The organism is Candidatus Merdisoma sp. HCP28S3_D10, assembly GCF_052065835.1.
Taxonomy (GTDB): domain Bacteria; phylum Bacillota; class Clostridia; order Lachnospirales; family Lachnospiraceae; genus Laedolimicola.
In genome coordinates this window covers 270,323-286,587 of the sequence record NZ_JBQHTG010000003.1, presented here as the reverse complement: position 1 = coordinate 286,587, position 16,265 = coordinate 270,323, and the positions used below count along the sequence as shown (strand labels likewise).

Genomic DNA, 16,265 nt, shown 5'->3' with positions numbered 1-16,265 from the left:
CGGGGGCGCTCCATTTACATTTCGAACAATCTGCTCAGGCTTATACCAGCTCCAGAAGTACTTCCATCGCTGCGTCACCCTTACGCTGACCGATCTTTACGATTCTGGTGTAACCACCATTGCGGTTTGCGTACTTCGGTGCGATCTCGTCGAACATCTTCGTTGCCAGATCTACCTTCTTGGTGTTCTTCTTCTTTCCTGCTGCTGCGGTCGGAACCTCAGTTACCGTGTAGAGAACCTTCAGCATCTGACGTCTAGCATGCAGTCTGGACGGCTGATCCTTCTTAATGGTCTTCTCTACTTCGTCGTATACGGTAACTTTCTTTCCGTCTACAACTTCCTTTACACGCTTTCCATCAGCGTCCTTACGCGGAACCTTAGCGGTTACAGTAACGGTATCGAAGTTGTCCTTCTCCTTTACTGCCAGTGCGATCAGTCCCTCAGCAATCTTGCGAACTTCCTTCGCCTTAGCCTCGGTTGTTACAATCTTGCCGTTCTCCAGAAGAGCGGTTACCTGATTTCTCAGGAGCGCCTTTCTCTGGCTGGATGTTCTGCTCAGTTTTCTATACTTTGCCATTTTAATTTTCCTCCATCTGTGGAGCCGCATCCCCATGCGTCTTCGGTCTTACTGGGGAGGGCTTTCTTCCATAGTGTTTATGCGGGTGAAGAATCTTATTCCTCACTCGAAATAGTGGAACCTTCTCGAAACTAGTTCGAGAAGTATCATCCTAGCGAAGAATACTATTCTTCGCTAGGATTCAGCTGGAGACCCAGCTCTTTCAGTTTTGCAAGCACTTCCTCGAGAGACTTACGACCCAGGTTACGAACCTTCATCATATCCTCCGGAGTTCTGTTGCAAAGCTCTTCTACTGTATTAATTCCTGCTCTCTTCAGGCAGTTGAAGGAACGAACGGAAAGCTCCAGCTCGTCTATGCTCATCTCAAGCACTTTTTCCTTCTCATTGTCCTCTTTCTCTACCATAACCTCTGCGGTCTTGGCATTCTCGGACAGGTCGATAAACAGGCTCAGATGCTCGCTCAATACCTTTGCAGCAAGGCTGACAGCCTCATCCGGAACCAAAGTTCCGTTTGTATACACATCAAGTGTCAGCTTGTCATAGTCAGTTACCTGACCTACACGGGTATCCTGCACTGTCATGTTTACTCGCTCAACGGGTGTGTAGATAGAATCGATCGCAATCACTCCGATAGGAAGATCCGGATTCTTATTCTTCTCTGCACTCACATAGCCTCTGCCCTTCGTAATCGTCAGCTCCATGTACAGCTTGCTGTCTGCGCCGCCGTTCAGATGAGCGATGACAAGCTCCGGGTTCAGAATCTCGATATCGGGATCCGCCTGAATATCAGCTGCTGTGACTACGCCCTCTCCATCAAACTCGATGTAGGCGATCTTTGCTTCGTTGCTGTCACTTGTATTCCGAATGGCCAGATTCTTGATGTTCATGATGATCTCAGTTACGTCTTCCTTTACTCCCGGAATGGAACTGAACTCATGCAGAACGCCTTCGATCTTCACCTGGCTGACTGCTGCACCCGGTAACGAAGAAAGCATGATTCTTCTCAGTGAATTGCCCAGTGTCGTACCATAGCCTCTCTCAAGCGGCTCAACCACAAATTTTCCATATTTCTTATCATTTGAAATCTCTGCAATCTCAATTTTCGGTTTATTAAACTCGAACACTAAAAGGCTCCTCCTTCACATTTTGTTTGGGTGTTATGCTGCCGATCTAATACTATACTCCGGATTACTTAGAATACAGCTCGACGATAAGCATCTCATCAACCGGAACATCGATCACTTCTCTGGACGGAAGCTCCTTAACGGTTCCCTTCAGAGCCTCCAGATCAGACTCAAGCCATTCCGGAGTCAGTCTTCCTGCAGTTGCCTCTACGATATCCTTATATCTCTGAGATCCCTTGCACTTCTCTTTGATTTCGATTACGTCGCCAGCCTTTACAAGGTAGGACGGAATGTTTACCTGCTTGCCGTTTACCAGAACGTGCTTGTGATCTACGATCTGACGAGCCTCTCTTCTGGTTCTTGCAAGACCCAGACGGAAAACAACGTTATCCAGTCTGCTCTCCAGGATAACCATCAGGTTCTCACCGGTCATGCCCTTCATCTTATCCGCTCTCTTGTAGTAGTTGCGGAACGGCTTCTCAAGTACGCCGTAGATGAATTTTGCTTTCTGCTTCTCACGAAGCTGAAGTCCGTACTCGGACATCTTTCTGTTTGCTCTCTTTAACTCTCTTGTGGACTTCTTATCAATTCCTAATACTGTCGGCTCCAGACCAAGGGAACGACATCTTTTTAAAACCGGAACACGATTGACTGCCATAACTTACGTACCTCCTAAATTAGACTCTTCTACGCTTGGGCGGACGGCATCCGTTGTGCGGAACGGGTGTTACGTCACGAATACTGGTTACCTCCAGACCACATGCCTGAAGTGCACGGATTGCTGCCTCACGGCCTGAACCCGGTCCCTTAACCATTACGTCTACAGTCTTGAGTCCATGTACTAAAGCTGCCTTGGTTGCAGTCTCAGCTGCCATCTGTGCAGCATACGGAGTAGATTTCCTTGAACCTCTAAATCCCAGACCACCGGCACTTGCCCATGACAGAGCGTTTCCTTCAGTATCTGTCAGAGTAACGATTGTGTTGTTAAAAGATGACTGAATATGTGCCTGTCCGCGTTCAACGTTTTTCTTTACGCGCTTTTTTGTCACTTTCTTTGTAACTTTCGCCATTTTAAACTAACCTACTTTCTTCTTTCTTTAAAAGGAAGTTCGGTTCACTAAATTCATGCTGCGCACTCTGTGCTTGCATTCATTAAGTTCCTCCGAACAAAGTTCGCACTAACCTCATGCTTCGCTTTACAGCTCGCATTCGCTAAGTGCTCTACTTTTTCTTATTAGCTACTGTTCTCTTCGGACCCTTGCGAGTTCTTGCGTTGGTCTTAGTCTTCTGACCACGAACCGGCAGTCCCTTACGATGACGGATACCTCTGTAGCATCCGATCTCCTGCAGACGCTTGATGTTCATAGCGATCTCACGTCTTAAATCTCCCTCTACCATGTAGTCAGCGTCGATTACTTCGCTGATTCTCTTGACTTCATCGTCAGTCAGGTCTCTTACACGGGTATCCGGATTTACCTTTGCTGCTTCCAGAATCTTGGTTGCGCTTACGCGGCCGATGCCGTATACGTAAGTCAGACCAATTTCTACACGCTTTTCTCTTGGTAAGTCTACACCAGAAATACGAGCCATTTGATTATTCCTCCATTTAATAAAAAATTGGGTTCCGGGCGTTTTTTAATAGGTGCCCGATGACACTTTCCTAAATGGGATGCGGCGAACGCATCCAGCCGGATAATAATCCGACCTTTCAGATACTCTGCGACAGGCATTTCTCCGTTTTAAGCAATATCATTGTGAATAATCTCCTGCTCACAAATTTATATGATAACATGCACACCAGGTGTCCCATGTCAGCCGCTCATACTTATTATGACAAGATTATCACAATCTGCGGAATTAACCCTGGCGCTGCTTGTGCTTCGGATTCTCGCAAATTACTCTGATACTACCTTTTCTTTTGATGATTTTGCACTTCTCGCAAATGGGTTTTACAGATGATCTTACTTTCATCGTAAAAATCCTCCTTTCACATCGTTCGTTCTTCTTAATTCTCTCACGACTGGGTTTTGAAGTGAAAAAATGCCGAAAAACAAGGCGTTTCTTGTTCCCGATCTCACGAATCTTCCAAAAATGCGCACCTAAAAACAGGCGCAGAATCCCCGTGGAGATCATACGTCTAGTATGATAACACACGGGGATTCAAAATGCAAGTATTTTTTTTAACATTCCAGACTATTCAACCACTGACGGCCCGCTTCGATCTGGCGGCGTACCTCGGACGGAGCAGTTCCACCGAAGGATACCCGGGCATTTACACAGGTCTTGATGCTGATGTCGCCCAGCAGCTTCTTAGTCACGCGCTTGTCAATGGCCTGCAGATCCTCGTCTGTCAGATCCTCGAAATCGCATCCCTTATTCTCGCAGGCTTTTACCATATGACCTACGATGGAGTGCGCCTCACGGAAGGGAATACCCTGCTTTGCGAAATGTTCTGCGATATCGGTAGCGTTCAGGAAGCCCTTGCTCAGCTGTTTCTCAATCTGATCCATGCGGAACTCGGTCTTATCCAGCATCTTGGCGAAGATGTCGATAGTAGCCTTCCAGGTGTCGATGGCGTCGAAGAGACTCTCCTTGTCCTCCTGGAAGTCCTTATTGTATGCCAGGGCGGTTCCCTTCATAACGGTCAGAAGCTGCATCAGATCGCCATATACACGGCCTACCTTACCGCGGATCAGCTCTGCCATATCCGGATTTTTCTTCTGAGGCATAATGCTGCTTCCGGTGCAGAAGCTGTCGTCAATGGCGATATAGGAAAACTCAGAAGAATTCCACCAGGCGAACTCCTCTGCCCAGCGGGACAGGTGCATCATGGAGATGGACGCGTCGCTTAAAAATTCCAGGCTGTAATCCCGGTCGCTGACGGAATCCATGGCATTCTCTGTGGGTGCCGTAAAGCCCAGCAGCTCACTGGTCAGATGACGGTCGATGGGCATGGTTGTTCCGGCCAGAGCGCAGGCACCCAGGGGATTATAGTTCAGGCGCTCCAGGGTGTCGCTCAGACGTTCAATATCTCTCTTAAACATCTGGAAATAAGCCATGAATACAAAGCCGATGGTAATGGGCTGCGCGTGCTGCAGATGGGTAAAGCCTACGGTAATCTGATCCGCGTATTTCTCAGCCTTCTCCAGGATTACGTTTTCCAGATAGCAGAGGCTATCCAGAATCTCGTAAATCTCTTTTCTCAGATAGAGTCTGCCGTCCACTTGGCACTGATCGTTCCGGCTTCTGGAGGTATGCAGCTTCTTACCCACATCTCCGATACGCTGAATCAGCCGGCTCTCGATTCCCATATGGATATCCTCGTCGTCCACGTTGAATACGATTTTTCCGTCCGCGATATCCTTGCGGATGTCCTCCAGACCTGCGATGATCTGATCCTTTTCTTCATTGGACACGATACCCTGCTTTGCCAGCATGGTTACATGGGCAATGCTGCCGTCTATATCTTCGTTGTACATTCTCTGATCAAAAAAGATCGACGCATTATATTTTTTTACAAGCTCGTCCATATCCTTTTCAAATCTTCCGCCCCATAAACTTGCCATCTGTTATCACTCCTTTTGTGAATCTGTATTTGCAGTTAAATTTTCTTTTCATCGGATAGTCAAACAGACCCTCTGCCTGTGATATTTTTTCACAAACAAAGAGTCTGCTCTGTGAATTCTCTCTTACTTATCTCTCCAGATGATACGTCCCTTGGACAGATCGTAGGGAGACATCTCGATGGTTACCTTGTCACCCGGCAGAATCCGGATAAAGTTCATGCGGAGCTTTCCGCTGATATGGGCGAGAACCTGATGTCCGTTCTCCAGCTCTACCTGAAACATGGCGTTCGGGAGCTTCTCCACTACTGTTCCTTCGATTTCAATTACATCTGCTTTTGACATCTTCTTCCTCCTTTTCGTGCAGCCTGATGGCCCGCTTTACGTCAACATCGGTTATTTTCGTCAGGTCCCGGCCTTCGGGTGTCCTGTACATGGGCTGAATATGTTTTTTCTTCTTTTTTTTCGGGTTTGACATGGGTCGTAACCGTCCGTCTGTCAGATATACATATTCGCCTTCTGTTCTTAATATGATATATAATTTACCTTTATCATGTCCGGCCTTTGATCTGGCGAACATTCCAATTTCCACTCTTTCCATAGACTTCTCCACAGGCTTACAGTGTCAGAGTCAGAATTTCCGGCTCACCCTCGGTAATCAGGATGGTGTTTTCGTAATGAGCAGAAAGGGAACCGTCATCTGTAACTACAGTCCAGTCGTCGTCCAGCCACGCGACCTCCCAGGTGCCTGCGTTAATCATGGGCTCGATAGCCAGGGTCATTCCCGGCACCAGCTTAATCCCTCTGCGGCGCTGACGGAAGTTGGGAATCTGCGGATCCTCATGCAGATGCTCGCCGATTCCGTGGCCGACCAGATCACGGACTACTCCGTAACCGAACTGGTCAACGTAATCGTTAATTGCTGCTGAAATCTGGTGAAGATGATTTCCGGCCTTTGCCATTTTGATACCTTCGAAGAAGCTCTGCTTCGTCACATCCATCAGCTTCTGTGCCTCCGGACTTATTTTTCCTACTGCATGGGTTCTGGCTGCGTCGGAGTGATAGCCCTTATAAATCAGGCCTGCGTCCAGACTTACGATGTCACCTTCCTGAAGGATTCGATCGTCCCTGGGAATTCCATGTACGACTTCATCGTTGATGGATACACAGATAGACGCCGGATATCCGTTATAGTTCAGGAAATTGGGAATACAGCCTCTCTCCCGGATAAGCTTTTCACCCAGGCGATCGATATCCAGGGTGGAAATGCCCGGCTTTACAAATGCCGCAAGCTCATTGTGAACCTCTTCCAGCAGTTTGCCTGCTGTGCGCATCAATTCAATTTCTCTGGCAGATTTAATTGTAACCGACATAATTACGCTCCTAAAATCTTTACAATGGCGTTAAACACGTCTTCCATACTCTGAGTTCCGTCTACCTCGGCCAGCTTGCCCTGCTTGGTGTAATACTCAATCAGCGGCTGTGTCTGTGCGTGATATACGTTCAGACGATTCTTAACTGTCTCCGGCTTGTCGTCGTCCCGGAGAACCAGCTTCTCTCCGCAGCGATCGCAGACGCCTTCTACCTTGGTCGGCGCATATACAATATGATAAGTGGCTCCGCAGGCCAGGCAGGCTCTTCTGCCACCCATACGGTTGATGATGTTCTCATCGGGCACTTCCACATTAATCGCGTAATCGATGGTTTCGCCCTTCTTTGCCAGTGCCTCGGTCAATGCCTCAGCCTGGGGAATGGTACGGGGAAAACCGTCCAGCACGTAGCCGTTCGCGCAGTCCGGATTCTGGAAACGATCCATGATCAGCTCCAGCGTCAGCTCGTCCGGTACCAGCTGTCCCTGATCCATATAGGACTTTGCTTTCTTACCAAGCTCTGTGCCTTCCTTTATATTTGCTCTGAAAATATCACCCGTGGAAATATGCGGGATCTGATATTTTTCAGCTATCTTCATCGCCTGTGTGCCCTTTCCGGCACCCGGTGCTCCTAACATGATGATTTTCATAATGTTACTCCTCTTCTTGAAATGCGCTGTTCGCATTTCCTCTGCAAATTGCCGCAAAACTTCCGAAAGCCTGTACGGAAACGGGTCCCGCACAGGCCGGAAGTTTGCCTATTAATCGTTCAAGAAGCCCTTGTAGTAGCGTACTGCCATCTGAGATTCGATCTGCTTGATGGTCTCCAGAACAACACCAACGACGATGATGATGGATGTTCCTCCAAAGGATACGCTCGCTCCGAATACTCCGTTAAAGAGAATCGGTACGACACATACAATAATCAGGCCGATTGCACCGACAAAAATGATGTAATTCAGAATTTTTGCCAGATAGTCTGACGTAGGCCGGCCCGGACGGATGCCGGGAATGAAGCCGCCCTGCTTCTTCATGTTATCCGCAATCTCCAACGGGTTGAAGGTAATGGATGTATAGAAGTAAGCAAAGAAGACTACCAATACAATATACAGCAGCAATCCCAGCGAATAGATAGGCTGCTGGGGATTACACCAGCTGCTGGAGCTTAAACCGGTGATAATCTTGCCGCCGATTCCGGTTCCTGCACTCTTTCCCATCAGGGCGAGAATGATTCCCGGAAATGACATTAGGGAGGATGCGAAGATGACCGGAATAACTCCTGCGGTGTTGACCTTCATCGGAATGTTGGTGCTCTGTCCGCCAATCACCTTTCTGCCCTGAAGCTTTTTGCTGTACTGAACGGGGATTCTGCGCTCTCCATCCTGAAGAATAATAACGAATACAACCGTTACAAGGATGACAGCCGCGATAATCACCGCTGCCAACACTGCCATAGCCACGCTCTTGCCGCTCATGAACTTTGTATACAGCGCTACAAAATCATCCGGCATACGGGAAACGATGTTGATCAGGAGGACGATAGAGATACCGTTTCCTACACCGTTCTGGTTGATACGCTCACCGATCCACATCAGGAATGCGGAACCGGCTGTCAGCGCAACCACTACAACCGCCATGTTGTACCAGGTTGCATTTTCCAGAAGACCCTGATTACCAAAACCTACGGTCATGGCAATACCCTCGATGAGGGCCAGCGCTACGGTTACGTAACGGGTGATATTCTGGAGCTTTTTCCTTCCATCCTCTCCATCTTTCTGCATTTCCTCAAGCTTCGGAATTGCAATGGTCAGGAGCTGGATGATAATGGAAGATGTAATGTACGGGTTGATACCTAACGCAAAAATGGACATGCTGGCAAGAGAGCCGCCGGTGAATGCATCCAGAAGATTGAATGCATCACCGGTCTGAGCTGCAAGCCAGTTCGCAAAGAATGTGCGGTTCACGCCCGGTACCGGCAGCTGGGATCCCAGTCTGACAACTACAAGCATCAGAAAGGTATAAATCAGCTTCTGCCGGATATCCTTGATCTTAAATGCGTTCTGTAATGTTTTGAACATTAGATCACCTCTGCTTTTCCACCAAGAGCCTCAATTTTTGCTTTTGCTCCCTCGGAGAAAGCATTTGCCTGTACAGTGAGCTTCTTTGTCAGCTCGCCATTTCCAAGGATCTTAACGCCATCCTTCGGATTCTTAACGATTCCCTGCTCCAGCAGAGTCTCTACAGATACAACTGCGTCGTTCTCGAATACTTCCAGAGCGCTTACATTGATTCCAACGATAACCTTGGAGTTTCTGTTTGTAAAGCCTCTCTTCGGAAGTCTTCTGTATAAAGGCATCTGACCGCCCTCAAAGCCCGGTCTCGGTGCTCCAGAACGAGCCTTCTGACCCTTATGACCCTTACCAGCTGTCTTACCATTTCCTGAACCGTGTCCACGACCTCTACGGAAGTTTCCGTTGTGCTTGGAACCTTCTGCATACTGTAAATTTGATAAGTCCATTGTGACACCTCCTATTCCGTTATTATAATTAAATCTCTTCTACCTTTACCAGATGTCTTACATGCCAGATCATACCTCTGACTGCCTCGTTATCCGGCATCTCAACTGTCTTGTTTACCTTACGAAGGCCAAGTGCCTCTACAGTTGCGCGCTGCTTCGGGATGGCTCCGATCGGGGATTTTACCAATGTAATCTTTAACTTATCTGCCATTGTCCGTATCCTCCTAGTTTGTAATCTCTTCTACGGATTTTCCACGGTTCTTAGCAACTTCTTCCGGAGTCTTCAGTGCCTTCAGACCCTCGATGGTAGCCAGAACTACGTTCTGCTTGTTGTTGGAACCAAGAGACTTGGTACGGATATTCTTGATACCAGCAAGCTCCAGCACGTTACGGGCCGGACCACCAGCGATAACACCAGTACCTTCCGGTGCTCTCTTCAGCAGTACGGATGCGCTGCCGAACTTTCCGATATAATCATGTGTAATACTGTTGTTCTCGTCAATTGCAACGGTTACCAGCTTCTTCATGGCATCCTCTTTGCCCTTGCGGATTGCTTCCGGAATCTCAGTCGCTTTTCCAAGACCGGCGCCAACATGTCCGTTGCCGTCGCCGACAACTACCAGAGCGGTGAAACGCATGGTACGACCACCCTTGACAGTTTTGCTTACACGCTTAATTGACACTACCTTGTCAGTTAACTCAAGCTGACTCGGGTCGATAATCTCATGTCTCATCTGTCTTTTTCCTTCCTTTCCTAGAATTCCAATCCAGCCTCACGGGCTGCGTCTGCCAGTGCCTGAATCTTGCCCTGATAGATAAAGCCGCCTCTGTCAAAGACAACGGTCTTGATACCCTTTTCCAGAGCTTTCTCTGCGATTACTTTTCCAAGGTATGCTGCTGCATCAACGTTGTTGGTTTTCTCAAGCTCAGCCTTTACACTCTTTTCCATAGTGGAAGCTGCTACCAGAGTATTTCCGACTGTATCGTCAATAATTTGAGCATACATATGATTATTGCTTCTAAACACAGCCAAACGCGGTCTCTCAGCAGTTCCGCTGATATGATTACGTAATTTTCTATGCTTATTTACGCGAACTTCGCTTCTTGACTTCTTACTAACCATTTTTATACTCTCCTTACTTATTTTTTACCAGTCTTACCGACTTTACGTCTGATAATTTCATCAGCATACTTGATTCCCTTGCCCTTGTACGGCTCAGGTCTTCTCTTGTCGCGGATCTCTGCTGCGTACTGGCCAACCTTTTCCTTATCGATACCCTTAACGATAATCTTGTTGCCGTCTACTGCAGACTCAATTCCGTCCGGATCGATCATCTCTACCGGATGAGAATATCCAAGAGACAGGGTCAGCTTATTGCCGGACTTCTGTGCCTTGTAACCTACACCGTTTACTTCAAGAGTCTTCTGATAACCCTCGCTCACGCCAACTACCATGTTGTGAATCAGAGTTCTTGTCAGACCATGTAAGGATTTCATCTTCTTCAGGTCGTTCGGTCTTGTAACGACTACCTGACCATCTTCAAGCTTAATTTCCATCTCTGCGGGCAGTACTCTTACCAGTTCGCCCTTCGGACCTTTAACGGTCACCTTGTTGCCTTCCTCGATGGTTACTGTAACACCAGCGGGAACGGCTACCGGATGTCTACCAATTCGTGACATGCCATTTACCTCCTAAAACTTAGATTTTCGGAGAAGCTGCTTATGGCTTCTCTGTTTTCAGTTGCGTCCGCCGAGTAAACCCGGCGGCCTTATATACACTTCCGCTTAACGGATATGCTGTAGCCCTTAGGCTTTTGCTTCGCTAAGTGTTCAATGCCTACCAAACAAATGCAAGTACTTCTCCGCCTACGCCCTGTGCGCGTGCTTCTTTGTCTGTGATAACGCCCTTGTTTGTGGAGATGATAGCAACTCCCAGGCCGCCCAGTACCTTCGGCAGCTCCTCTTTGTTAGCGTATACACGCAGACCCGGCTTGGAGATTCTCTTCAGACCGGAGATGATCTTTTCGTTCTTATCCTTACCGTACTTCAGGGTAATGCGGATAGTCTTGAAGTTTCCATCTTCTACGAGATCGTATTTTGCAATGTATCCCTCGTCTACCAGAATGTTCGCAATTGCGATCTTCATCTTGGAAGCGGGTACATCAACAGTATCATGTTTAGCGGTGTTTGCATTACGGATTCTTGTAAGCATATCCGCGATGGGATCATTCGTTGTTAATGCCATGACTTGTTCTATACCTCCTATTTGGGTTCTTACAAACGGTAATAAATCGGTACACCATGGTCACTAAGCTCAGCCTTCGCCCTGCGGGCTTGGCTTCACTAAGTGTCCAGGTGGATTTTTACCAGCTTGCTTTCTTAACGCCAGGGATCTGGCCCTTGTATGCTAACTCACGGAAGCAGATTCTGCAGATTCCGTATTTTCTCAGATATGCATGCGGACGGCCGCAGATTCTGCAGCGATTGTACTCTCTGACTGCGAATTTCTGTTTCCGCTGCTGCTTAACCTTCATTGCTGTCTTAGCCATGAAATTTTCCTCCTATCCTATTTTGTGAACGGCATATTGAATAATGTCAGTAACTCGCGGGCTTCTTCGTCAGTCTTTGCAGTTGTAACGAAGATAACGTCCATACCTCTTACCTTGTCTACCTTATCGTATTCAATTTCGGGGAAAATTAACTGCTCTTTGATACCCAACGCATAGTTTCCGCGTCCGTCAAATGCGTTCGGGTTTACACCACGGAAGTCACGCACACGGGGAAGTGCCAGGTTGATCAGACGGTCAGCAAACTCGTACATTTTCTCGCCGCGAAGTGTAACCTTGCAGCCGATTGCCATGCCCTCTCTGATCTTGAAGTTCGCAACAGAGTTCTTTGCTCTGGTCAGAACTGCTTTCTGTCCGGTGATGGTCTCCATATCCTTAACAGCAGATTCCAGAACCTTTGCATTGTCCTTTGCCTCGCCAACGCCCATGTTGATGACGATCTTGTCGAGCTTCGGAACTTCCATAATGTTCTTGTATCCAAATTTCTTTGTCATTGCGTCTACGATTTCATTCGTATACTTTTCTTTCAGTCTACTCAACTTTCTGCGACCTCCTTCCTTGATTAATCAATTACTTCGCCAGTTGCTTTCGCATAGCGGACTTTCTTGTCTCCATCCATCTTGAAGCCAACTCTTGTAGCTTTGCCCTTCAGGCTGTACATTACGTTAGACAGATCGATAGGAGCCTCCTGGTGAATAATTCCGCCATTCTGGTTTGCCATGGAAGGCTTGGTGTGCTTTGTAATCATATTAACGCCTTCTACGATTACAGTGTTGTTTTTATGATTGACGGCAATAACTTTGCCCTCTTTATCCTTGTCTGCGCCGGCAATAACCTTAACGGTATCACCTTTTTTAATCTTAACTGTAGACATTTGGCACCCTCCTATAATACTTCCGGAGCAAGTGAAACAATTTTCATAAACTGCTTTTCACGAAGCTCTCTTGCTACTGGTCCAAAAATACGGGTTCCTTTCGGATTCTTGTCATCTTTGATGATAACAGCCGCATTCTCGTCAAACTTGATGTAAGATCCGTCTTTACGACGAGCGCCCTTTACTGTACGAACGACTACGGCTTTCACTACGTCGCCCTTCTTAACAACTCCGCCGGGTGTTGCATCTTTGACGCTGGCAACGATGATGTCACCGATGTTTGCATATCTTCTGGTGGAACCACCCAGTACGCGAATGCAAAGCAGTTCCTTTGCACCGGTATTGTCTGCCACCTTGAGTCTGGTTTCCTGCTGTACCATTCCGGTAACCTCCTTACCTTATTTCGCTTTCTCCATGATTTCAACGAGTCTCCATCTCTTGTCCTTGGACAGCGGTCTCGTCTCCATAACCTTTACGGTATCACCTACGTGGCACTCATTGTTCTCGTCGTGAGCCTTCAGCTTATAAGTATCCTTTACAATCTTCTTGTACAGCGGATGCTTAACGTGCTCCTCAACAGCAACAACGATGGTCTTGTCCATTTTATCGCTTACGACCTTGCCGACACGTGTTTTTCTCAGATTTCTTTCCACGATAATTCTCCTTCCGCCTTATTACGCATTCGCCTTCTGCGCGATAACAGTCTGAATTCTGGCGATGTTCTTGCGAACTTCCTTAATTCTGCTAGTGTTATCAAGCTGATTGGTTGCGTTCTGGAATCTTAAGTTGAACAGTTCCTTTTTCGCAGCTACTAATTCCTCATTTAATTCCGCAGCAGATTTTGCCTTTAATTCTTCAACATACTTATTACTCTTCACTGTTATCACCGCCTTCTAAGTCTGCTTTAGAAACGATCTTACACTTGCAGGGCAGCTTGTGCATTGCAAGACGAAGTGCTTCTCTAGCTGTTTCCTCCGGTACGCCTGCAACTTCGAACATTACACGGCCCGGCTTAACGACTGCTACCCAGTACTCCAATGTACCCTTTCCGGAACCCATACGAGTCTCGGCAGGCTTTGCTGTAACCGGCTTATCCGGGAAAATTTTAATCCAGACTTTACCACCACGCTTCATGTAACGGGTCATGGCAATACGGGCTGCCTCAATCTGGTTTGATTTAATCCAACACGGCTCTGTAGCGACGATACCGAACTCGCCCATGGTGATTTTGTTGCCTCTCAGGGCCTTACCAGCCATGGAACCGCGGAACTGTTTACGACGCTTTACTCTCTTCGGCATTAACATTATTTATCGCTCCCTTCCTTGTTTCCTTTCGTCGGAAGTACCTCGCCTTTGTAGATCCATACCTTTACGCCAATCTTGCCGTAGGTGGTATCTGCCTCAGCGAATCCGTAGTCAATATCTGCTCTCAGTGTCTGCAGCGGGATAGTTCCCTCGCTGTAAAACTCGGTACGAGCCATATCGGCTCCGCCAACACGGCCTGCAACAGCCGTCTTGATTCCCTTAGCGCCTGCCTTCATGGTTCTGCCCATGGTGGACTTCATAGCGCGGCGGAAGGACACACGGTTCTCCAGCTGAAGTGCGATGTTCTCAGCAACCAGCTGTGCGTCGCGGTCCGGTCTCTTAATCTCTTTGATATCTACGATAAGTTTCTTATCGGTATACTGAGCAAGCTCAGCCTTTACCTTCTCAATCTCAGAACCGCCCTTACCGATAACAACGCCCGGCTTTGCGGTGTAGATGATGATCTTTACTCTGTCAGAAGCACGCTCAATCTCAATCTTAGCTACTCCTGCGCTGTAGAGCTTCTTCTTCAGGAATTTACGGATGTTGTAGTCCTCTACAAGATAATCAGCGAAGGAATCTTCTGCATACCATCTGGAATCCCAATCTTTAATAACGCCGACTCTGAGGCCGTGCGGATTAACTTTCTGTCCCATGCTTTACCTCCTATTTCTCATCAAGCACGATTGTGATGTGGCTCATTCTCTTCTCGATTCTGTAAGCCCGGCCCTGTGCTCTCGGTCTGATTCTCTTCATTGTCGATCCCTTATTTGCGTAGCACTCTGCTACATAAAGGTTACTACGGTTCATTCCGTTGTTGTTCTCAGCATTTGCGATTGCTGACTTTAATAATTTCTCAATCAGAGTGGAAGCGTAACGCGGATTGTACATTACAATACCAAGTGCTGTCTCCACATCTTTGCCACGAATGGCATCTAATACGAAGCATGCCTTCTGAACAGATACGCGAGCGTAGGAAAGCTTTGCTGACGGTCTTGTATCCTTCTGGGCATTTCTCTCTCTCTTAATCTGACTTCTATGTCCCTTAGCCATTGGATGAGTCTCCTTTCAAATGATTTGACGATTAACGCTTTGATTTCTTCTCGTCTTTTCCGTGTCCACGGTAAGTTCTGGTCGGAACGAACTCTCCGAGCTTATGTCCTACCATATCCTCTGTGATATATACCGGAACGTGTCTTCTTCCGTCGTGAACTGCGATTGTATGACCAACCATCTGCGGGAAGATAGTGGAGCGGCGGGACCAGGTCTTAATAACGGACTTGTCGCCTGCTTCATTCATTGCGTCTACCTTTTTCAGTAAGCTCTCATCTGCAAATGGTCCTTTTTTTAATGAGCGAGCCATGTGTTTTCCTCCTTACTTGAATGTTCTGCCGTCTCTTCTTCTAACGATCAGCTTATTGGACTTCTTGTTCTTCTTTCTCGTCTTCAAACCAAGAGCGGGCTTGCCCCACGGTGTGCAGGGACCAGGACGACCAATACCGGTCTTTCCTTCTCCACCACCATGCGGATGGTCGTTCGGGTTCATTACGGAACCGCGGACTGTCGGGCGGATACCCATGTGACGCTTACGTCCTGCCTTACCGATGTTGATCAGGTTGTGCTCAGCATTCCCTACAACTCCGATAGTAGCTCTGCAATTTAAAGGAACCATTCTCATCTCTCCGGAGGGCAGACGAAGTGTTGCGTACTTGCCTTCCTTAGCCATGAGCTGTGCGCTGTTTCCTGCGGAACGAACCATCTGTCCGCCCTTGCCCGGATGCAGCTCAATGTTGTGTACCTGTGTACCTACGGGAATCTCAGAAAGGGGCAGGCAGTTTCCTACTCTTACCTCGGCTTCCGGTCCGTTCATAACCTTCATGCCATCCTTCAGTCCCTGGGGAGCCAGGATATATGCTTTCTCGCCGTCTGCGTAGCAGATCAGTGCGATGTTTGCTGTACGGTTCGGGTCATACTCAACACCGATTACAGTTGCGGGGATACCGTCTTTGGTTCTCTTGAAATCGATGATTCTGTATTTTCTTCTGCTTCCGCCTCCGCGGTGTCTTACAGTGATTTTACCCTGGTTGTTACGACCTGCGTTCTTGTTCAGAGATACAAGCAGTGCCTTCTCCGGCTCCTTCTTGGTAATCTCAGAGAAATCAGAACCAGTCATGTGTCTTCTGGAAGGTGTATATGGATTATATGTCTTGATACCCATTACATTTCTCTCCTTTCGTTCTGTTCAAATTATTAGTTGTCAGGCGGTTGGAGCCGCCTATAATGTGCGCGATTTATCGGGGACGTTCGCTCAACTAGGCTCGGAAACACCTCGCCAAGGTTCGCGAACGGGGTCCGACTAAGGCTCAA

Annotated in this window: 29 protein-coding genes; all 29 read right to left on the bottom strand. The window is 47.7% G+C overall.

The genetic code is table 11. The features are described 5' to 3' along the window. Positions 1-40 precede the first annotated feature (40 nt). The gene (locus ACTNCH_RS09760; RefSeq protein ID WP_441019266.1) at positions 41-577 is read right to left on the bottom strand and encodes a bL17 family ribosomal protein; all 537 of its coding nucleotides are present in this window, start codon (positions 575-577) and stop codon (positions 41-43) included. A 164-nt stretch (positions 578-741) separates the two neighbouring features. Then, entirely contained in the window at positions 742-1,701 is a 960-nt protein-coding gene (locus tag ACTNCH_RS09755; protein ID WP_441019264.1) for a DNA-directed RNA polymerase subunit alpha, read from the bottom strand. A gap of 64 nt (positions 1,702-1,765) precedes the next feature. Beyond that, on the bottom strand, positions 1,766-2,359 hold the full coding sequence (gene rpsD, locus ACTNCH_RS09750; protein WP_441019262.1) for a 30S ribosomal protein S4: 594 nt from the start codon (positions 2,357-2,359) through the stop codon (positions 1,766-1,768). A gap of 19 nt (positions 2,360-2,378) precedes the next feature. Beyond that, positions 2,379-2,771, bottom strand: a complete 393-nt coding sequence (gene rpsK, locus ACTNCH_RS09745) for a 30S ribosomal protein S11 (RefSeq protein ID WP_087308020.1) — start codon at positions 2,769-2,771, stop codon at positions 2,379-2,381. A gap of 151 nt (positions 2,772-2,922) precedes the next feature. Beyond that, on the bottom strand, positions 2,923-3,291 hold the full coding sequence (gene rpsM / locus ACTNCH_RS09740; protein WP_158363568.1) for a 30S ribosomal protein S13: 369 nt from the start codon (positions 3,289-3,291) through the stop codon (positions 2,923-2,925). A gap of 267 nt (positions 3,292-3,558) precedes the next feature. Beyond that, positions 3,559-3,672: a 50S ribosomal protein L36 gene (rpmJ, locus tag ACTNCH_RS09735; protein WP_003497809.1), complete on the bottom strand. Its 114-nt coding sequence runs from the start codon at positions 3,670-3,672 to the stop codon at positions 3,559-3,561. 209 nt (positions 3,673-3,881) lie between these two features. After that, positions 3,882-5,267 (bottom strand): argininosuccinate lyase, encoded by a 1,386-nt coding sequence (gene argH / locus ACTNCH_RS09730; RefSeq protein ID WP_441019259.1) that lies wholly within the window; start codon positions 5,265-5,267, stop codon positions 3,882-3,884. Positions 5,268-5,390: 123 nt separating this feature from the next. Further along, complete coding sequence (gene infA / locus ACTNCH_RS09725; RefSeq protein WP_158363570.1) at positions 5,391-5,609, bottom strand: translation initiation factor IF-1; 219 nt, start codon at positions 5,607-5,609, stop codon at positions 5,391-5,393. Beyond that, positions 5,587-5,865 (bottom strand): KOW domain-containing RNA-binding protein, encoded by a 279-nt coding sequence (locus ACTNCH_RS09720; RefSeq protein ID WP_158363571.1) that lies wholly within the window; start codon positions 5,863-5,865, stop codon positions 5,587-5,589. The genes infA and ACTNCH_RS09720 overlap by 23 nt, the downstream gene beginning before the upstream one ends. A gap of 16 nt (positions 5,866-5,881) precedes the next feature. Next, entirely contained in the window at positions 5,882-6,637 is a 756-nt protein-coding gene (map, locus tag ACTNCH_RS09715) for a type I methionyl aminopeptidase (protein WP_441019256.1), read from the bottom strand. 2 nt (positions 6,638-6,639) lie between these two features. Then, positions 6,640-7,284 (bottom strand): adenylate kinase, encoded by a 645-nt coding sequence (locus tag ACTNCH_RS09710; RefSeq protein WP_441019254.1) that lies wholly within the window; start codon positions 7,282-7,284, stop codon positions 6,640-6,642. A gap of 111 nt (positions 7,285-7,395) precedes the next feature. Then, positions 7,396-8,712, bottom strand: a complete 1,317-nt coding sequence (gene secY, locus ACTNCH_RS09705; protein ID WP_441019252.1) for a preprotein translocase subunit SecY — start codon at positions 8,710-8,712, stop codon at positions 7,396-7,398. Beyond that, positions 8,712-9,152: a 50S ribosomal protein L15 gene (gene rplO, locus ACTNCH_RS09700; RefSeq protein WP_441019250.1), complete on the bottom strand. Its 441-nt coding sequence runs from the start codon at positions 9,150-9,152 to the stop codon at positions 8,712-8,714. Before rplO ends, secY begins: the two co-directional genes overlap by 1 nt. A gap of 28 nt (positions 9,153-9,180) precedes the next feature. After that, on the bottom strand, positions 9,181-9,363 hold the full coding sequence (rpmD, locus tag ACTNCH_RS09695) for a 50S ribosomal protein L30 (RefSeq protein ID WP_158363576.1): 183 nt from the start codon (positions 9,361-9,363) through the stop codon (positions 9,181-9,183). 13 nt (positions 9,364-9,376) lie between these two features. After that, positions 9,377-9,886, bottom strand: coding sequence for a 30S ribosomal protein S5 (rpsE, locus tag ACTNCH_RS09690; RefSeq protein ID WP_158363577.1), 510 nt, complete (start codon positions 9,884-9,886; stop codon positions 9,377-9,379). A gap of 20 nt (positions 9,887-9,906) precedes the next feature. Beyond that, positions 9,907-10,275: a 50S ribosomal protein L18 gene (gene rplR, locus ACTNCH_RS09685; protein WP_158363578.1), complete on the bottom strand. Its 369-nt coding sequence runs from the start codon at positions 10,273-10,275 to the stop codon at positions 9,907-9,909. A 17-nt stretch (positions 10,276-10,292) separates the two neighbouring features. Then, positions 10,293-10,832 carry a 50S ribosomal protein L6 gene (gene rplF, locus ACTNCH_RS09680; RefSeq protein WP_441019247.1) on the bottom strand — a complete coding sequence of 180 codons (540 nt, stop codon included), beginning with the start codon at positions 10,830-10,832 and terminating at the stop codon, positions 10,293-10,295. 157 nt (positions 10,833-10,989) lie between these two features. After that, entirely contained in the window at positions 10,990-11,397 is a 408-nt protein-coding gene (rpsH, locus tag ACTNCH_RS09675) for a 30S ribosomal protein S8 (RefSeq protein ID WP_158363580.1), read from the bottom strand. Between the two features lie 118 nt (positions 11,398-11,515). Beyond that, positions 11,516-11,701: a type Z 30S ribosomal protein S14 gene (locus ACTNCH_RS09670; RefSeq protein ID WP_158363581.1), complete on the bottom strand. Its 186-nt coding sequence runs from the start codon at positions 11,699-11,701 to the stop codon at positions 11,516-11,518. Between the two features lie 17 nt (positions 11,702-11,718). Then, positions 11,719-12,258, bottom strand: coding sequence for a 50S ribosomal protein L5 (gene rplE, locus ACTNCH_RS09665; RefSeq protein WP_158363582.1), 540 nt, complete (start codon positions 12,256-12,258; stop codon positions 11,719-11,721). Positions 12,259-12,281: 23 nt separating this feature from the next. After that, positions 12,282-12,593: a 50S ribosomal protein L24 gene (rplX, locus tag ACTNCH_RS09660; RefSeq protein WP_158363583.1), complete on the bottom strand. Its 312-nt coding sequence runs from the start codon at positions 12,591-12,593 to the stop codon at positions 12,282-12,284. Between the two features lie 11 nt (positions 12,594-12,604). Further along, positions 12,605-12,973: a 50S ribosomal protein L14 gene (gene rplN / locus ACTNCH_RS09655; RefSeq protein WP_441019243.1), complete on the bottom strand. Its 369-nt coding sequence runs from the start codon at positions 12,971-12,973 to the stop codon at positions 12,605-12,607. Positions 12,974-12,991: 18 nt separating this feature from the next. Further along, positions 12,992-13,246, bottom strand: a complete 255-nt coding sequence (gene rpsQ, locus ACTNCH_RS09650; RefSeq protein ID WP_158363585.1) for a 30S ribosomal protein S17 — start codon at positions 13,244-13,246, stop codon at positions 12,992-12,994. A gap of 21 nt (positions 13,247-13,267) precedes the next feature. Then, positions 13,268-13,471: a 50S ribosomal protein L29 gene (gene rpmC, locus ACTNCH_RS09645; protein WP_158363586.1), complete on the bottom strand. Its 204-nt coding sequence runs from the start codon at positions 13,469-13,471 to the stop codon at positions 13,268-13,270. After that, positions 13,461-13,898 (bottom strand): 50S ribosomal protein L16, encoded by a 438-nt coding sequence (rplP, locus tag ACTNCH_RS09640; protein WP_158363587.1) that lies wholly within the window; start codon positions 13,896-13,898, stop codon positions 13,461-13,463. Before rplP ends, rpmC begins: the two co-directional genes overlap by 11 nt. Beyond that, positions 13,898-14,554, bottom strand: coding sequence for a 30S ribosomal protein S3 (rpsC, locus tag ACTNCH_RS09635; RefSeq protein WP_158363588.1), 657 nt, complete (start codon positions 14,552-14,554; stop codon positions 13,898-13,900). The genes rplP and rpsC overlap by 1 nt, the downstream gene beginning before the upstream one ends. Before the next feature lie 10 nt (positions 14,555-14,564). Beyond that, positions 14,565-14,951 (bottom strand): 50S ribosomal protein L22, encoded by a 387-nt coding sequence (gene rplV, locus ACTNCH_RS09630; protein WP_441019240.1) that lies wholly within the window; start codon positions 14,949-14,951, stop codon positions 14,565-14,567. Between the two features lie 31 nt (positions 14,952-14,982). Further along, positions 14,983-15,261 (bottom strand): 30S ribosomal protein S19, encoded by a 279-nt coding sequence (rpsS, locus tag ACTNCH_RS09625; RefSeq protein WP_158363590.1) that lies wholly within the window; start codon positions 15,259-15,261, stop codon positions 14,983-14,985. A 12-nt stretch (positions 15,262-15,273) separates the two neighbouring features. Next, a complete protein-coding gene (rplB, locus tag ACTNCH_RS09620; protein WP_441019239.1) occupies positions 15,274-16,116 on the bottom strand; it encodes a 50S ribosomal protein L2 in 843 nt (280 codons plus the stop codon). Positions 16,117-16,265: the final 149 nt, after the last annotated feature.

Excerpts from the sequence above, each read along its gene's own strand:
- ACTNCH_RS09760 (WP_441019266.1), bottom strand. The coding sequence starts at position 577 with ATGGCAAAGTATAGAAAACTGAGCAGAACATCCAGCCAGAGAAAGGCG.
- rpsD (WP_441019262.1), bottom strand. The coding sequence starts at position 2,359 with ATGGCAGTCAATCGTGTTCCGGTTTTAAAAAGATGTCGTTCCCTTGGT.
- rpsK (WP_087308020.1), bottom strand. The coding sequence starts at position 2,771 with ATGGCGAAAGTTACAAAGAAAGTGACAAAAAAGCGCGTAAAGAAAAAC.
- rpsM (WP_158363568.1), bottom strand. The coding sequence starts at position 3,291 with ATGGCTCGTATTTCTGGTGTAGACTTACCAAGAGAAAAGCGTGTAGAA.
- rpmJ (WP_003497809.1), bottom strand. The coding sequence starts at position 3,672 with ATGAAAGTAAGATCATCTGTAAAACCCATTTGCGAGAAGTGCAAAATC.
- argH (WP_441019259.1), bottom strand. The coding sequence starts at position 5,267 with ATGGCAAGTTTATGGGGCGGAAGATTTGAAAAGGATATGGACGAGCTT.
- infA (WP_158363570.1), bottom strand. The coding sequence starts at position 5,609 with ATGTCAAAAGCAGATGTAATTGAAATCGAAGGAACAGTAGTGGAGAAG.
- ACTNCH_RS09720 (WP_158363571.1), bottom strand. The coding sequence starts at position 5,865 with ATGGAAAGAGTGGAAATTGGAATGTTCGCCAGATCAAAGGCCGGACAT.
- map (WP_441019256.1), bottom strand. The coding sequence starts at position 6,637 with ATGTCGGTTACAATTAAATCTGCCAGAGAAATTGAATTGATGCGCACA.
- ACTNCH_RS09710 (WP_441019254.1), bottom strand. The coding sequence starts at position 7,284 with ATGAAAATCATCATGTTAGGAGCACCGGGTGCCGGAAAGGGCACACAG.
- secY (WP_441019252.1), bottom strand. The coding sequence starts at position 8,712 with ATGTTCAAAACATTACAGAACGCATTTAAGATCAAGGATATCCGGCAG.
- rplO (WP_441019250.1), bottom strand. The coding sequence starts at position 9,152 with ATGGACTTATCAAATTTACAGTATGCAGAAGGTTCCAAGCACAACGGA.
- rpmD (WP_158363576.1), bottom strand. The coding sequence starts at position 9,363 with ATGGCAGATAAGTTAAAGATTACATTGGTAAAATCCCCGATCGGAGCC.
- rpsE (WP_158363577.1), bottom strand. The coding sequence starts at position 9,886 with ATGAGACATGAGATTATCGACCCGAGTCAGCTTGAGTTAACTGACAAG.
- rplR (WP_158363578.1), bottom strand. The coding sequence starts at position 10,275 with ATGGTTAGTAAGAAGTCAAGAAGCGAAGTTCGCGTAAATAAGCATAGA.
- rplF (WP_441019247.1), bottom strand. The coding sequence starts at position 10,832 with ATGTCACGAATTGGTAGACATCCGGTAGCCGTTCCCGCTGGTGTTACA.
- rpsH (WP_158363580.1), bottom strand. The coding sequence starts at position 11,397 with ATGGCATTAACAACGAATGATCCCATCGCGGATATGCTTACAAGAATC.
- ACTNCH_RS09670 (WP_158363581.1), bottom strand. The coding sequence starts at position 11,701 with ATGGCTAAGACAGCAATGAAGGTTAAGCAGCAGCGGAAACAGAAATTC.
- rplX (WP_158363583.1), bottom strand. The coding sequence starts at position 12,593 with ATGTCTACAGTTAAGATTAAAAAAGGTGATACCGTTAAGGTTATTGCC.
- rplN (WP_441019243.1), bottom strand. The coding sequence starts at position 12,973 with ATGGTACAGCAGGAAACCAGACTCAAGGTGGCAGACAATACCGGTGCA.
- rplP (WP_158363587.1), bottom strand. The coding sequence starts at position 13,898 with ATGTTAATGCCGAAGAGAGTAAAGCGTCGTAAACAGTTCCGCGGTTCC.
- rpsC (WP_158363588.1), bottom strand. The coding sequence starts at position 14,554 with ATGGGACAGAAAGTTAATCCGCACGGCCTCAGAGTCGGCGTTATTAAA.
- rplV (WP_441019240.1), bottom strand. The coding sequence starts at position 14,951 with ATGGCTAAGGGACATAGAAGTCAGATTAAGAGAGAGAGAAATGCCCAG.
- rpsS (WP_158363590.1), bottom strand. The coding sequence starts at position 15,261 with ATGGCTCGCTCATTAAAAAAAGGACCATTTGCAGATGAGAGCTTACTG.
- rplB (WP_441019239.1), bottom strand. The coding sequence starts at position 16,116 with ATGGGTATCAAGACATATAATCCATATACACCTTCCAGAAGACACATG.